We start from the raw sequence: 14,463 nt of genomic DNA, 5'->3' as shown, positions 1-14,463 counted from the left end.
TAAGTGTGGTCAATGAACCACATGTGATTTTTAAGAATTAAAGAAAATCTGCATGCAGGTTTTTCCTTTATATTTGCAGCTAAGTAATAAGTAAGATGCCAAATAGCCGTCGGGACACTTTAGTTTCCAAATACCTTAATAAAGATAAGCATACAATTGAAGCTGAAATGTCGTTTTTCGATCATCTTGAAGAACTGCGCTGGCATATCATCCGATCAGTAATCGCTATAAGTGTTTTTACCGGTATTGCTTTTAGTTATAAAGAGTTTGTTTTTGATAATATTATCCTCGGACCGAAAAATACTGATTTCTGGACTTACAGAATGATGTGTCATTTGGCCGCAAAATATAATCTGGAAGATTTCTGTGTATCGAAGATCAACTTCGTTATCATGAATACTGAACTTTCCGGTCAGTTCATGATCCACCTGAACTCTTCTATTATGCTAGGTATTGCATTAGCATTTCCTTATTTTATCTGGGAATTATGGCGTTTTATCAGGCCTGCTTTAAAAAGTGCAGAACGTCGTTATGCTTCAGGCTTAATCTTCTTTATTTCTTTACTATTTTTCCTGGGGATGTTATTTGGCTATTTTATTATTGTGCCTTTAACAATCGTGTTTCTAGGTTCTTATACCGTAAGCACTGAAATTATCAATCAGATTTCACTTGATTCCTATCTTTCAACGCTAGGGATTTTATCAATAGGTTGCGGTATTACGTTTGAAATGCCGATTGTGATTTATTTCCTTTCAAAGCTTGGTTTTGTTACTCCCAAATTACTACGCTCTAGTCGTCGTTATGCAGTGGTGATTATTTTGTTAATTGCTGCATTCATTACTCCGAGTCCGGATATGATGACACAAACCATCGTTGCTTTACCTCTATTTATCCTTTATGAAATTAGTATTTTTGTATCGGCAGGGGTCGCTAAAAATAAGGCCAGAAAAGAAGCCTTAGAAGAGGAAGAATATAGTAATGACCGTAAATAGAAATTTAGTTTAAAGAAAATAACAATGAAAATTGCATTAGGTGGCGATCACGCCGGTTTCGAGTACAAAAAAGTGCTGATAGATTTGCTGAAGGAAAGAGGATATGAAACTAAAGATTTCGGTCCGTTTTCAACTGATTCGGTTGACTATCCAGACTATGTACATCCTGTGGCGAACAGTGTACATGATAAAGAGGCTGATTTCGGTGTTTTAATTTGTGGTAGTGCAAACGGGGTTGCTATTACAGCTAATAAGCATGCGGGTATTCGCGCTGCATTGTGCTGGAAACCGGAAATTGCTGAATTGGCACGTAGTCACAATGATGCTAACATCGTTTGTTTGCCGGCTCGTTTTATTTCAATTGAAGATGCTACTGCAATCGTAAACAAATTTTTGGATACAGCATTTGAAGGTGGTCGTCATGCCAATCGTGTTAACAAAATTGATTGCGTATAACACTGATTCTTGTAACGAATATTATACAAAAGGATTATCTTAAACAGGTGATCCTTTCTTTTTTAATTCTACTTTAGTTAATAATAACAGCCAATTAAATAATGAAGAAGATAATTTTGTTAAATACGCTAATTGCTATAAGTGTAAGCTTAGCTTTTGGACAACAAAATCCTGTTGAAGTTAAGTATGCGAATACTATTACTCCTCAAGATCTAAAGAAGCATTTGACCATTCTGGCTTCCGATGAATATGGTGGAAGAGAAACAGGGCAAAAGGGAGCCGAGATGGCATCCGATTATATCGCCAACTATTTTAAAGGATTAGGGTTGCAGGCACCGGTTAATGGCTCTTATTTCCAGAATATACCATTGGTTGAAAAATCGTTGGATACTACGATTTTTATGGTAAATGGAAAGTCTTATGGTTTTGGTACTGATTTTTTGGTGTCGGGTTCGAGTAATCCGGATAAGATACAAATTAAAACGAATGAGATCGTTTTTGCCGGTTATGGAATTCAATCTGCTAATTACAACGATTTAAAAGACGTATCAATCAAAGGTAAACCAGTAATAGTAATGTACGGTGAGCCGGTTGGTAAAAATGGCTTAAACCTCATTACCCAATCAAATAATGCATCAGAATATACGGCCAATCCTCGCAAGCGTATTGACGACATTAAAGCAATGGAACCTTCGGTGATTTTTATAGTACTTGAAGGTATGCGCGCTAAATTCGGCAACAATCATTTAAAGGAAAAGAAAATTGAGTTTGCCAAAATTGAAAAAAACAATGGCACCAGGATCCCGGTAGTGTATATCTCAAATGAATTGGCGGATGTGATTTTGGGTGTTTCTCATACATCATTAGATAATTTTAAAGCAAAAGTAGCTAAAAGCACACAGCCTCAATCAAAAGCTATAAAGCTAAATCTCGATCTTAATATTCAATTGGTTGCAAAGCCTATTAATGCGCGAAATGTATTGGGCTTTTTACCCGGCTCAGACCTTAAAGATGAAGTCTTGGTAATCACGGCACATTATGATCATATCGGCGTGGGTACAGGAGATGTTTTTAATGGGGCTGATGATGATGGTTCAGGAACCACTGCCGTTATGGAGCTTGCTGAAGCATTTATGCAAGCTAAAAATGAAGGGAAAGGCCCGCGTCGAAGTATTTTGTTTATGACCGTAGTGGGTGAAGAAAAAGGATTGTTAGGTTCTGAATGGTACTCAGAGCATCCTGTGTTTCCATTAGAGAAAACAATTACTGATCTTAATATTGATATGATCGGCCGTATTGATCCGGAACATGCTGCTGATTCTAATTATGTTTATATTATCGGCTCCGACAAATTAAGCACTGATTTACATAATGTAAACGAACAAGCTAATAAAACGTATACAAAGTTAAATTTGGATTATAAATACAATGACCCTAATGATCCTAACCGTTTTTATTACCGTTCTGATCATTACAATTTTGCAAAACACAACATCCCAATTATATTCTATTTCAATGGAGTACATGCTGATTATCACAAACCTAGCGATGAAGTAAGCAAAATTGTTTTTCCATTGCAGGCCAAACGTGCTCAATTGGTGTTTTATACAGCCTGGGAATTAGCCAATAGTGCTAAAAGGCCAGTGGTTAATGTGAAGAATAATTTTCCGAGCAATCGATAACTGCTTTTGGAGTGAAAATAAGGCGACATGTTTTTAACGTGCCGCCTTATTTTGTGCATTCTGTCACCTGAAAATGGGTTAATAGATGCTCATTTCAACAACTAGAAGATTGAACAAGTTTCAGATTCTGATTTTTTTAAAAGAGAGAAAGGTATATTTCAGCCCTTTTTCGTTATTTTGGAGTGATGAGTCAAAATTCCGATCAGTTTCTCAACCTAGCCGAAGAAAAGGCATTTGATCTTGAGCATCGTCGCAAGATCAATTTTAACATTGGCAAATACGATGCGGCGGTAACACGCGGTCTTTCAAAATTTTATAATCTTGAAAATTCAAGACGGAAGGCTCATATTGTAAAATGGCGTACAATTGAGAATCTGGATAAATACCTCGTTGAGTTTGAACAAAACTTTACTCGTAAAGGAGGAAAAGTAATTTGGGCAAATGATGCCGATGAAGCGCGTCAGGAAATTCTGAATATTTTCAAAAGGCATGAGGCAAAAAGCATGGTCAAATCTAAGTCAATGACTACAGAGGAGATTGAGCTTAATCATTTTTTGGAAGCACATGGAATTGAAGCGCTGGAAACTGATTTAGGAGAATACATTGTTCAATTACTTGGACAAAAGCCTTATCACATTGTTACACCGGCGATGCATCTTTCAAAAGAAGATATTGCGAAGCTTTTTCATGAGAAGTTTGGAACTCCAATAGATGCCACTCCGGAACAATTAACACTTAAGGCACGTGAACTGCTGCGTAATAAATACCTTACTGCCGATATTGGCATTACAGGTGGTAATTTTCTTTTAGCAGATACAGGTAGCGTTTGTCTGACTGAAAACGAAGGGAATGCTCGCCTCTCTACAACTTTTCCTAAAGTTCATATTGCTGTTGTGGGGATTGAAAAAATACTGCCAAGTATTTATGACCTTGATCTGTTTTGGCCTTTGCTTTCTACTCATGGAACAGGGCAAAACTTAACGGTATATAATTCCATTTTTAGCGGACCTCGTCAGCCTGATGAAATGGACGGTCCGGAGGAAATGTACGTGGTGTTATTAGACAACGGGCGGACAAATCTCCTGGCGCAGAAGGAACAACGTCAAGGGTTATATTGTATACGTTGCGGCGCTTGTTTAAACGGTTGCCCGATTTATAAAAATATTGGAGGCCATGCATACGAAACTACCTACAGTGGGCCGATAGGTTCGATCATTACACCGCATTTGCAGGGGATGGAAGAATTTAAGCATTTAAGTTATGCATCGAGTTTATGTGGAAAATGTTCGGAAGTGTGTCCGGTTAATATTGAAATTCATAAAATGCTACTGCTCAACCGTCGTGATGCCGTGAATGAAAGTCTCGCCACAAAATCAGAAATGTGGGGTTGGTATTTTTGGAAAAAAGGAATGTTGAAGCGCAACATGATGAACATGGTAGGCGGGAAGTGGAAGACATTTTTTCTTAAAAAGGTGTTTGGTAGGAGTTGGGGTAGACGCCGTGACTTACCTGACATAGCAACCAAATCATTCTCTGAACAATGGGTTCAGCGTAACGGTAAAGCATAAATAAACGCGGGCTGAAGATCTTGATGATTTTCAGCCCGTTTTATTTACCGCGTCATTACTGAATGTTTATCTACCTCCTTGTTCAATAATTTTAAGAAATAAGACAGGGGAATGTTTTCTGCACCCAGGCTTTTTAGGTGAGCAGTTTCCATTTGGCAGTCGATTATTGAGAAGGGAAAGGCTTTGACAAGTGTTATAAAAGCCACTTTCGAAGCATTGCTTACTTTATGAAACATCGATTCTCCAAAAAAAACGGTCCCGAGGTTAATGCCATACAAGCCGCCAACCAATTCATCTTCTTGCCAAACCTCCACTGAATGGGCGAAGCCTAATTCATGCATTTCTATGTACGCCTCATGCATTGCATTGGTGATCCATGTGTCGGGCTGGTCTTTTCTGAAAACCTTCTGACAGTTGTTGATCACTGCTTTAAAATCTTCATCAACCGTAACCCTGAATTTGCCTGATTGGAGCACTTGTTTCATGCTTTTCGAAATCTTTAATTTTTCAGGGTAAAGCACGCATCGTGGATCAGGGGCATGCCAGATAATGGGTTCTCCTTCGCTGAACCAAGGGAAAATGCCATTTTGATAAGCTAATAATAAGCGTTCTGGACTTAAATCCCCGCCTATGGCCAGTACCCCGTTTTCATCGGCTAGAAGTGGATGTGGGAAAATGATGTCATCTGTTAATTGAAAGATAGGCATGGTTGAAAATACAAAAATGCAATGATAAGCAGATTATTTGCCATGCAATGGTTGTAAACAATTTTTGAACTCCTGTTTTTAAAAAAAAGCAAAAATTATTGTTCATATTCGTTTTACCATGGAGACTTTTAATAATACTTTAGAAACTACTATTGACATGCAATTTAATAGGAAAAACTATTCAGATGAGGTATTGATTTCATTGTATCAAAATATGGTGCGGCCTCGAATGATTGAAGAGAAAATGCTTATTCTTTTACGTCAGGGGCGAGTGGGTAAGTGGTTTTCTGGCATCGGGCAAGAAGCAATATCAGTAGGATCAGCCATGGCAATGAATGCGGACGAATATATTTTGCCCATGCATCGTAATCTCGGCGTTTTTACCTCACGCAATATCCCTTTAACCAGGCTAATTGCCCAGTTTCAGGGAAAATTGAGTGGTTTTACAAAGGGGCGTGATCGTTCATTCCATTTCGGAACGCAGGAATATAAAATTGTGGGCATGATTTCTCACCTGGGCCCGCAAATGGCACTTGCCGATGGCATTGCGTTGGCCGACTTGCTTGAACAAAAAAATAAGGCAACTCTGGTATTTACGGGTGATGGCGCTACCAGTGAAGGTGATTTTCATGAAGCATTGAATGTGGCTTCTGTTTGGAATCTACCGGTTATTTTTATTATTGAAAATAATGGATACGGGCTTTCTACTCCGGTATCTGAACAATATCGTTGTAAAGATTTAGTAGATCGTGCCATCGGTTATGGTATGGAAGGCCGTAAAATTGATGGTAATAATATTCTGGAAGTGTATGATACCATTAACAGTCTTGCCAATGATATTCGGCAGAATCCAAGACCTGTTTTAGTAGAATGCCTTACTTTCCGAATGCGTGGGCACGAAGAGGCTTCAGGAGTGAAATATGTTCCTCAGGAACTGTTTGAAGAATGGGGTAAAAAAGATCCGCTTGAGAACTTTGAGAAGTATTTGATCGAACAAGGAATAATAAATCAAGAGTTTATTGATTCGTTGCGTTCGCGTATTAAAACTGATATCGAGAGCGCTATTGACATTGCATTTGCTGAACCTGATATTATTCCAAATACAGAGGAAGAACTAGCCGACATGTATGCTCCTTATGATGAGGTAGCAATTGAGCCGTCTTCAGATTCAAAATCAGAGAAACGTTACCTGGATGCTATTTCTGACGCCATGCGGCAGGCTATGCAGCGCCGTAATAACTTGGTCATCATGGGACAGGATGTGGCGGAATATGGTGGGGCGTTTAAAATTACGCAGGGATTTGTTGAGGAGTTTGGGATAGGAAGAGTACGTAATACGCCTTTATGCGAATCGGCAATTGTAGGTGCTGCTTTTGGGTTATCAATTAACGGCTATAAAGGTATCATGGAAATGCAGTTTGCTGATTTTGTAACCTGCGGATTTAACCAGATCGTCAATAATCTTGCAAAAAGTCATTACCGTTGGGGCCAAAAAGCCGATGTAGTGGTGCGTATGCCTACAGGTGCAGGAACGGGTGCTGGTCCTTTCCATTCACAAAGTAACGAAGCCTGGTTCACTAAAACTCCGGGATTAAAAGTGGTGTATCCTGCTTTTCCAACGGACGCTAAGGGCTTACTTGCCGCAGCCATTGAAGACCCGAACCCGGTAATTTATTTTGAACATAAATATTTGTACCGAGGGATTTCTGAAGAAATTGCCGATGATTATTACACTACTCCAATTGGGAAAGCCAAATTGGTGAAAGAAGGCGATCAATTATCCATTATTACTTATGGCTTAGGCGTTCATTGGGCGCTTGATTACTTAACGCAGCATCCTGAAATTTCAGCCGATGTGCTTGATTTGCGCACCTTACTGCCATGGGATAAAGATGCCGTTGAAGCTACTGTGAAAAAGAATGGCAAGGTGCTGATATTACATGAAGATACACTGACTAGCGGTTTAGGCGGTGAAATTGCAGCATACATTGCCGAGCATCTTTTTGGTTATTTAGATGGCCCAGTGATGCGTTGCGCTAGCTTAGATACTGCCATTCCGATGAGCAAAGCATTAGAGGATAACTTTTTGGCAAAATCCCGTTTAGATGAAGTAATTCAAAAACTGCTTAGGTTTTAATTTGTATCATGCTGATTATTAATTGATTGGTAAATATTTCTTAAATTAAAGATAGCCAATCAGTTAATAGTCAGACCTATGAAAAAACTTCTAATTTGCCTATTGTTGCTTTGCGCTCAGCTAGCAAAGGCACAAATCAAAAAAAAAGTCCTGGTTGATACGAGTAAGGTAAAAACAGATTCCTCCAAAATTTGGAACATTCACGGTATTAATAGTTTGTTGATTAGTGAAAGCTCCTTTTCAAATTGGGTAGCTGGAGGTAATAATGCATTAGCCGGCAATGTGTTATTTAATTACGATTTTAATTATGCTAAAGAAAAATGGTCATGGGATAATAAGGTTATTCTGGCCTATGGTATTAGCAAACAGGCCGACAATGACTGGCGTAAAACAGATGATCGTATTATCCTGAATTCCTTGTTAGGCTACAAGGCGGCTAAATATTGGCTCTATACCTTTTTTCTGAACTTTCAAACCCAGTTTGCTCCCGGGTATGATTATCCTGATGTGGGAGATCGTATCTTGATTTCAAAACCTTTTGCTCCTGCTTATCTTAGCTTTGGCCCCGGTTTCGCCTATAAACGTTCTGATAACTTTAGAATTAACTTTTCTCCATTAGCATCCCGCTTTACCTTTGTTTCAGACGATTTTCTTTCAGATCTAGGTTCTTTTGGTGTTGATCCTGGTCAAAATTTGCGGTACGAATTAGGTGCTTACCTAGACCTCTATTACAGGGCTGAATTGTTGAAAAACATGGAGTTTGAGAACATTCTAAAGTTGTATTCTAATTATTTAGAAAAGCCGCAAAATGTAGATTTTGATTACACTTTTAATCTTTTTATGAAAGTAAATAAGTTCGTTTCGGCCAATTTCGGCCTGCAGCTAATATACGATGACGACAGCCGTCTTCCTTTTGATGATGGAGCCGGTGGAACTGTTTACCGGCCCAAATTACAATTCCGTCAAGTTTTTGGTGCAGGATTGAGTTACAGGTTTTAAAATAATGTGCTGTTCCAAAAGCTGACTGGTACATTTTGACATGTTAAGCGGAGTAGAAACAGTTTTTTGCGTGAGAATTAATGAAGCGTTTTATCGCCATTTTCTGCCCATTTTCGGAAAGCTGCTAAAGCTTGCTCACGTCCCAGTGGTATCATGGGGATTTTGCGTTGGTGAACAGGAACAGGAATCTCCTCGTAAATGAAGGCATCATCGAATCCAATTTCGGCAGCATCCTGGCGGGTATTGCCAAAATAGACTTTATCAGGGCGGGCCCAATAAATGGCCCCTAAGCACATTGGACAGGGCTCGCAACTTGTATAGATTGTACAACCCGTTAATTGAAATGTACCTAAGTTTTTACAGGCTTCACGAATCGCAACCACCTCCGCATGAGCAGTAGGATCATTGGTTGCACATACACTATTATAGCCACGACCTACAACTATACCATCTTTCACTACAATAGCCCCAAAGGGCCCGCCTTCACCCTTTATCTGGCCTTCCAGTGAAAGGTCAATGGCTTGCTGCATAAAATGTAGATGAGATTGCTTCATGTTTTTTGAGGTGCAAAAATTGACACAAGAATAAATACACAAGAATATAGTTTCTGACGATTTCTTATTTAAAAATCCAGGTGTTTTCAAATGAAAATAACCTGGATTTTTAGATAACCATCTAATGACGATTAACCAATCTGTTAATTACCTGGGGATTTTTAACTTCCATCCAACTTGTATAAGGTCAGGATTGCTTATGAGCTCTTTATTGGCTTCATATATTTTGTGCCAGTCTACACCAAAACGCTGACCTATTTTAGATAGACTGTCGCCTGAGACGACTTCATAAATTTCTTCAGGTGCTGAAATGTTTAATACAAGATCTCCGCCACGATAGTCAGGATCTATTTTATTGTAGATACTCCACAATTGATCGGTTACTTTTGACGAAGAAGCCTGTCCGTCAATGTATAGCACCCCGTCTTGTTCTCTCACCTGAAGATTGCCAATGCCAGCTGCTGAAGCTGCATTAATCAGTTCTTTATATTTATCTTGTAAAGCCATGGTTGTTATTTAATAGTTAGTTGATTGTCTACTTTTTTAGGTTTCAAAGCATTGAGCGTTTGCATCAATTTAGGCAAATCGCTACGTTTGATTTCTCCGGTAAGTGTGATCACACCATCTTTTACATCGCTTCGTACAGTCGGATAATCTTTTAATGCATTGTTAACACCTTCCATGAGGCTGTTGTCAGTTGAAATTTCAATGGGAGGTGCTGGAGGAGGGGGTGGTGCAATCGTACAATTGTTGACAACTGATTTTACCCCTTTTATGCTTTTAATGGCAGCTTCGAGGCTCGCTTTTGAGGCTTCGTCTTTGCATTCACCGCTTATGGTTACCTCGCCATCTTTTACCATAGGCTGGATCCCGACCATGCCCATAGAGTTAAGCTGCATAAAAATAGCTGATTGAATATCGTCGTCTTTGACTTTTTCCTTACAGGCGGTGAATGTCACAGCGGTTAGGACGAATAGAAGTATCGTCATGAGGAAGTTTAATGATCTTGTTTTCATACGACTATTTTTTTTGTATCTAAAATACTGATTATTATTTGTTTGTAGTGTTGAATGAATGAAGATGATGTTCAATAAAAAAGCCTCGTAAAGAAGTTTACAAGGCTTAGTTTAGTTCAAAAAAAATCTATTTTATTTATTCTTCAGAATCTTCATGCGTTACTCTTAGTTTATGAGAACGGAGCGGATTTGCTGAAAGTTCAGCTTTTTCTTTTCTTTTACGAACAATATCAATAGCAGTATAAAGCGCTTCGCGGAAAGAGCTTTCATTGGCTATGTTTTTTCCAGCAATATCGTAACCTGTTCCATGATCAGGCGATGTACGCACAAAAGGTAAACCTGCTGTAAAGTTTACGCCACCTCCAAATGCAAGGGTTTTAAACGGAATAAGTCCTTGATCGTGATACATGGCTAGTACTGCGTCAAATTTGTTGTAAGCACCGCTTCCAAAGAATCCATCAGCTGGATAAGGGCCAACTGCAAATACTTTTTGACGATTAGCTTGTTCAATGGCAGGGATGATAATTGTGTTTTCTTCATCTCCTATTATGCCGTTGTCGCCTGCATGAGGATTTAAGCCTAAGACTGCAATTCGTGGTTTCTCAATCCAAAAATCTTTGCGCAGGCTATCATTCATAATTTTGAGTTTCTTAACAATGCTTTCAATGCTAAGGGTGGATGCAACATCTTTTAAAGGAATATGCCCTGTAACAACACCAACGCGTAAATCATCATTTATAAGAAACATTAATGAATCACTGCTTCCGGCTTTACTTTGTAGATACTCTGTATGTCCAGGGAATTCAAAGCCAGGTTGTTGAATGTTATGTTTGTTAATAGGGGCAGTGATAATTGCATCCAATTTGCCGCTAACAAGATCGTTTGTCGCAGCTTCGAGTGATTTAAATGCGTATTTTCCTCCGTTTTCTGTCTGCTGACCCATATCTATTTTAACCTCTTCGTCCCAGCAGTTAATTAAATTAGCACGTTTGGCATTAGATTGATCGGCATTTTGGATAATATTAAAGCTAAAATCCTGAACACCCAATACTTTACGATGAAAAGAAGTAATCTTTACCGAACCATATACTATCGGGGTGCAAAGGTCTAAAATGCGGTTGTCCATTAAGGTTTTAAGTGCCACCTCGATACCAATTCCATTGATATCGCCCATTGTGATACCTACTTTTATTTTTTTATTGAGTACGTTCGACATTATTTGCGATTTTTGACAAATTGTTGGCAAAGTTATCGGTTATAACCTTGCAATAAAAATTGTCATTGCTAAAATAGCAGTTTGTCGGCAATTACGTTAAATTATAAATTAAACTTTCTTCATACAGATTCTTATGAGCTTGGTCAGAGCAAAGAAATTTCTTGGACAACACTTTCTTACAGATAAGAATATAGCACAGAAAATTGTGCTTAGCCTTCGTCCCGAAGGAAAATATACAAAAGTGTTAGAAGTGGGGCCTGGTATGGGTGTTTTAACCGATTTTTTGGTTAAGCATACCGATTATGAAACTTCGTTAATCGATATTGATGGAGAATCGATCGAGTTCCTACATAAAAAATACCCTGAAATAAAGGATCGGATAATTCATGGCGATTTTTTAGCGATGGATTTTCATTCGCTCTTTAACAGCCAGTTTGCCATTATTGGTAATTTTCCCTACAATATCTCATCTCAAATACTTTTTAAGATATTGGAAAATCGTGATTTAGTGCCGGAAATGGTGGGTATGTTCCAAAAAGAAGTAGGTGAACGAGTTGCGGCTGAAGTAGGTACCAAAGCTTATGGTATTTTAAGTGTGCTGGTGCAGGCTTTTTATAATATTGAATATCTGTTTACGGTTAAGCCAGGTGTTTTCAATCCGCCGCCAAAAGTAAATTCCGGGGTGATTAGAATTACGCGGAAAGATAGCCAGGAGTTAGGCTGCAATGAAAAACTGTTTTTTCAGGTAGTAAAGGCTGCATTTAATCAACGCAGAAAGCAACTGCGTAATGCATTGAGCATGTTTCAGCCTAAAGATAAAATTGATGAAAAAACGTTGGAACTTCGTGCTGAACGGTTAACAGTGGCTGATTTTGTAGAAATTACGACGAGGTTACAAGCTTAATGTGGGAATGAAGAACAAAATGTGGTCGGTCTGAGCGGAGTTGAAGCGCTTTTTTATTAAACCTTCGACTCCGCTCAGCGTGACTTTATTATTTTCTAACTCAATAATTAAATTACCTATGACCAAACATATACTTATCGTCGATCAAACACACGTTTCTCTAATGCAAGTTTTAGAATCGTATGGGTTTGTGTGCGACTATCAGCCTAAAATAACTTACGCCGAAGTACTGGATTGTATTGATCAATATGAAGGCATTGTAGTGCGTACAAAATTCCGAATTGAGCGAGAGTTAATGGAACGCGCAACTAAATTAGAGTTTATAGCAAGGGCAGGCGCCGGAATGGATAATATTGATGAAAAATTTGCCGCATCAAAAAACATAGCACTTTTCAACGCTCCCGAAGGTAACCGCAATGCCGTCGCCGAACATACCTTGGGAATGTTGCTTTCTATATTGAACAAGTTCTCCAAGGGCAATAAAGAGGTGCGAGTGGGTAATTGGGATCGCGAAGGGAACCGCGGTTTTGAGCTTGCAGGCCGTACGGTTGGTATCGTTGGATACGGTTTTATGGGTTCAGGTTTTGCGAGTAAACTAAAAGGCTTGGATGTTAAAATACTGGCTTACGATAAATATAAAAGTGATTTTTGGAGTCAATGGGTGAAAGAAGTAAGCATGGAGGAGCTTTTTGAAAAGGCCGATATAATAAGCTTGCATGTTCCGTTGACTGATGAAACCCGTATGATGGTGGATGAAACCTATTTTAATCGATTTAAAAAAGACATTTGGTTCATTAATACGGCCAGAGGTGAAATCGTGAACATTCAGGGACTTCTTGCTGCTTTAAAATCGGGAAAAGTGCGATCGGCAGCTTTGGATGTTCTGCAGGATGAAAAATTTCCGCTAAAGGAAGAATCAAAACGCTGGTTTAATGAATTAGCGGAGAGAGAGGATGTGCTTTTAACTCCGCATGTAGGAGGATGGAGCGTTGAATCGTTTGAGAAAATATCAATGGTGCTGGCAGATAAAATACTTCAGCATTATGGTATAGCAGGATGAATCTATTTATTATCTTAGTATTTCATACGCCGATTTTAAAATATGAAGCTAATATTTACAGTTGCTGCTTTGTTGATTGCAAGTTGTGCTTTTGCAACAAATGCATCGGTTTTGCGTGATACAACCCTATTATTAGAAAATGGTAAACAATTTTGGTTGCCGAAATATGATTTAGGAGGGGTGCAGGTAAAGCCTTATACAGGTCCCTTAGGATCAAAAAAAATGTTGGCCCCATACCAAAGTATGCCCGTGTTAAAAGTGGATCGAAACTGTGAACCGAAAATGCCGGTGGTTAAATTGAATCCAAATTGTGACCCTAAAATGGTATTGAAAATCGACACGCTTTATTGCCGACATTAGGTTCTGAAATTGGGTCTGAGAGGCGGCTGTTGAATATAAATGTCAGATGATGAGTGTGGTTGGCAGAATTTTACCACATTATTCATAAAATAGTTTTAATTTTGTAGCATTGTAAAACAAGACTATGCGTAAGCGCGTGTAGTCTTGTTTCTTTTTTATGTAGGGTTGATTAAAAAATAAAAATATGGCAGAAGTTACCTATTTAACGCCGGAAGGATTAGAAAAGTTGAAAAAAGAGCTGGCTTATCTGAAGAATCAAGGTAGGGCTGAAATCTCTAAACAAATTGCCGAAGCACGCGATAAAGGCGATCTTTCAGAGAACGCTGAATACGATGCGGCCAAAGAAGCTCAAGGTCTCCACGAACTGAAAATTTCTAAATTGGAACACGTATTAGCCAATTCACGTATCATTGATGAATCGAAATTGGATAGTTCAAAAGTGTTGGTGCTTTCTAAAGTGAAGATTAAGAACGTGAAAAATGGCGCAGTTATGAACTACCAATTAGTAGCTGAGAAGGAAGCTGATCTTAAAAATGGAAAAATTTCTGTTCAATCGCCTATAGCAAAAGGCTTATTAGGTAAATCAGCAGGTGATATTGCTGATATTACTACTCCTAATGGAACCATCCAGTTCGAAATATTAGAAATTAGTAGATAGATTAGAGTAATAAGTGAAAAGTTATAAGTAAGTAGCATAGCTTTTCTAACTCTAATACTAAGCTCAAACTTTTACTTAAAATTGATTAATAAGTGAAAGTTATAAGTAGAAGTAGCATACCTTTCTTACCTTTAATACTTATAATTTCAAACTT

The 14,463-nt window shown here is 38.5% G+C and carries 15 protein-coding genes; 10 read left to right on the top strand and 5 right to left on the bottom strand.

Translation table 11 applies throughout. The features are described 5' to 3' along the window. Positions 1-95: 95 nt before the first annotated feature. From tatC to FN756_RS01640, 4 genes are all read left to right on the top strand, one after another. Positions 96-992 carry a twin-arginine translocase subunit TatC gene (gene tatC, locus FN756_RS01655; protein WP_142600906.1) on the top strand — a complete coding sequence of 299 codons (897 nt, stop codon included), beginning with the start codon at positions 96-98 and terminating at the stop codon, positions 990-992. Positions 993-1,016: 24 nt separating this feature from the next. After that, entirely contained in the window at positions 1,017-1,448 is a 432-nt protein-coding gene (gene rpiB, locus FN756_RS01650; RefSeq protein ID WP_142600904.1) for a ribose 5-phosphate isomerase B, read from the top strand. Positions 1,449-1,549: 101 nt separating this feature from the next. After that, on the top strand, positions 1,550-3,130 hold the full coding sequence (locus tag FN756_RS01645) for a M28 family peptidase (protein WP_142600903.1): 1,581 nt from the start codon (positions 1,550-1,552) through the stop codon (positions 3,128-3,130). A 185-nt stretch (positions 3,131-3,315) separates the two neighbouring features. Then, positions 3,316-4,698 carry a LutB/LldF family L-lactate oxidation iron-sulfur protein gene (locus tag FN756_RS01640; RefSeq protein ID WP_142600901.1) on the top strand — a complete coding sequence of 461 codons (1,383 nt, stop codon included), beginning with the start codon at positions 3,316-3,318 and terminating at the stop codon, positions 4,696-4,698. A 44-nt stretch (positions 4,699-4,742) separates the two neighbouring features. Here the strand turns inward: FN756_RS01640 and aat are convergent, their stop codons facing one another. After that, complete coding sequence (aat, locus tag FN756_RS01635; protein WP_142600900.1) at positions 4,743-5,405, bottom strand: leucyl/phenylalanyl-tRNA--protein transferase; 663 nt, start codon at positions 5,403-5,405, stop codon at positions 4,743-4,745. Between the two features lie 118 nt (positions 5,406-5,523). On the opposite strand from aat, the gene FN756_RS01630 reads away from it, so the two are divergent. Both FN756_RS01630 and FN756_RS01625 read left to right on the top strand, forming a co-directional pair. Beyond that, the gene (locus tag FN756_RS01630) at positions 5,524-7,542 is read left to right on the top strand and encodes an alpha-ketoacid dehydrogenase subunit alpha/beta (protein WP_246085395.1); all 2,019 of its coding nucleotides are present in this window, start codon (positions 5,524-5,526) and stop codon (positions 7,540-7,542) included. Positions 7,543-7,620: 78 nt separating this feature from the next. Continuing rightward, positions 7,621-8,541: a DUF3078 domain-containing protein gene (locus FN756_RS01625; RefSeq protein ID WP_142600898.1), complete on the top strand. Its 921-nt coding sequence runs from the start codon at positions 7,621-7,623 to the stop codon at positions 8,539-8,541. 77 nt (positions 8,542-8,618) lie between these two features. Here the strand turns inward: FN756_RS01625 and FN756_RS01620 are convergent, their stop codons facing one another. The 4 genes from FN756_RS01620 to pdxA all read right to left on the bottom strand — a co-directional run bounded on the left by FN756_RS01620 (position 8,619) and on the right by pdxA (position 11,327). Beyond that, positions 8,619-9,095, bottom strand: coding sequence for a nucleoside deaminase (locus FN756_RS01620; protein ID WP_142600896.1), 477 nt, complete (start codon positions 9,093-9,095; stop codon positions 8,619-8,621). Positions 9,096-9,242: 147 nt separating this feature from the next. Then, positions 9,243-9,602 (bottom strand): LysM peptidoglycan-binding domain-containing protein, encoded by a 360-nt coding sequence (locus FN756_RS01615; protein WP_142600895.1) that lies wholly within the window; start codon positions 9,600-9,602, stop codon positions 9,243-9,245. A gap of 5 nt (positions 9,603-9,607) precedes the next feature. Beyond that, positions 9,608-10,054 carry a BON domain-containing protein gene (locus FN756_RS01610; RefSeq protein WP_221928998.1) on the bottom strand — a complete coding sequence of 149 codons (447 nt, stop codon included), beginning with the start codon at positions 10,052-10,054 and terminating at the stop codon, positions 9,608-9,610. A 193-nt stretch (positions 10,055-10,247) separates the two neighbouring features. Further along, complete coding sequence (gene pdxA / locus FN756_RS01605) at positions 10,248-11,327, bottom strand: 4-hydroxythreonine-4-phosphate dehydrogenase PdxA (RefSeq protein ID WP_142600893.1); 1,080 nt, start codon at positions 11,325-11,327, stop codon at positions 10,248-10,250. 133 nt (positions 11,328-11,460) lie between these two features. Between pdxA and rsmA the strand changes: the two genes are divergently transcribed. The 4 genes from rsmA (at position 11,461) to greA (ending at position 14,309) form a co-directional block, all read left to right on the top strand. After that, positions 11,461-12,231 (top strand): 16S rRNA (adenine(1518)-N(6)/adenine(1519)-N(6))-dimethyltransferase RsmA, encoded by a 771-nt coding sequence (gene rsmA, locus FN756_RS01600; protein WP_142600891.1) that lies wholly within the window; start codon positions 11,461-11,463, stop codon positions 12,229-12,231. Between the two features lie 118 nt (positions 12,232-12,349). Further along, positions 12,350-13,291, top strand: a complete 942-nt coding sequence (locus FN756_RS01595; RefSeq protein ID WP_142600890.1) for an NAD(P)-dependent oxidoreductase — start codon at positions 12,350-12,352, stop codon at positions 13,289-13,291. A gap of 42 nt (positions 13,292-13,333) precedes the next feature. Continuing rightward, positions 13,334-13,651 (top strand): hypothetical protein, encoded by a 318-nt coding sequence (locus FN756_RS01590; RefSeq protein ID WP_142600888.1) that lies wholly within the window; start codon positions 13,334-13,336, stop codon positions 13,649-13,651. A gap of 184 nt (positions 13,652-13,835) precedes the next feature. Then, positions 13,836-14,309 (top strand): transcription elongation factor GreA, encoded by a 474-nt coding sequence (gene greA, locus FN756_RS01585; protein WP_142600887.1) that lies wholly within the window; start codon positions 13,836-13,838, stop codon positions 14,307-14,309. Positions 14,310-14,463 lie beyond the last annotated feature (154 nt).

Source organism: Solitalea koreensis, from assembly GCF_900182575.1.
GTDB classification, from domain to species: domain Bacteria; phylum Bacteroidota; class Bacteroidia; order Sphingobacteriales; family Sphingobacteriaceae; genus Solitalea; species Solitalea koreensis.
This window is presented reverse-complemented; position numbering and strand designations above follow the sequence as displayed.

What these genes read in the sequence shown, in the direction of transcription:
- tatC (WP_142600906.1), top strand. Translation starts at nt 96, where the DNA reads ATGCCAAATAGCCGTCGGGACACTTTAGTTTCCAAATACCTTAATAAA.
- rpiB (WP_142600904.1), top strand. Translation starts at nt 1,017, where the DNA reads ATGAAAATTGCATTAGGTGGCGATCACGCCGGTTTCGAGTACAAAAAA.
- FN756_RS01645 (WP_142600903.1), top strand. Translation starts at nt 1,550, where the DNA reads ATGAAGAAGATAATTTTGTTAAATACGCTAATTGCTATAAGTGTAAGC.
- FN756_RS01640 (WP_142600901.1), top strand. Translation starts at nt 3,316, where the DNA reads ATGAGTCAAAATTCCGATCAGTTTCTCAACCTAGCCGAAGAAAAGGCA.
- aat (WP_142600900.1), bottom strand. Translation starts at nt 5,405, where the DNA reads ATGCCTATCTTTCAATTAACAGATGACATCATTTTCCCACATCCACTT.
- FN756_RS01630 (WP_246085395.1), top strand. Translation starts at nt 5,524, where the DNA reads ATGGAGACTTTTAATAATACTTTAGAAACTACTATTGACATGCAATTT.
- FN756_RS01625 (WP_142600898.1), top strand. Translation starts at nt 7,621, where the DNA reads ATGAAAAAACTTCTAATTTGCCTATTGTTGCTTTGCGCTCAGCTAGCA.
- FN756_RS01620 (WP_142600896.1), bottom strand. Translation starts at nt 9,095, where the DNA reads ATGAAGCAATCTCATCTACATTTTATGCAGCAAGCCATTGACCTTTCA.
- FN756_RS01615 (WP_142600895.1), bottom strand. Translation starts at nt 9,602, where the DNA reads ATGGCTTTACAAGATAAATATAAAGAACTGATTAATGCAGCTTCAGCA.
- pdxA (WP_142600893.1), bottom strand. Translation starts at nt 11,327, where the DNA reads ATGTCGAACGTACTCAATAAAAAAATAAAAGTAGGTATCACAATGGGC.
- rsmA (WP_142600891.1), top strand. Translation starts at nt 11,461, where the DNA reads ATGAGCTTGGTCAGAGCAAAGAAATTTCTTGGACAACACTTTCTTACA.
- FN756_RS01595 (WP_142600890.1), top strand. Translation starts at nt 12,350, where the DNA reads ATGACCAAACATATACTTATCGTCGATCAAACACACGTTTCTCTAATG.
- FN756_RS01590 (WP_142600888.1), top strand. Translation starts at nt 13,334, where the DNA reads ATGAAGCTAATATTTACAGTTGCTGCTTTGTTGATTGCAAGTTGTGCT.
- greA (WP_142600887.1), top strand. Translation starts at nt 13,836, where the DNA reads ATGGCAGAAGTTACCTATTTAACGCCGGAAGGATTAGAAAAGTTGAAA.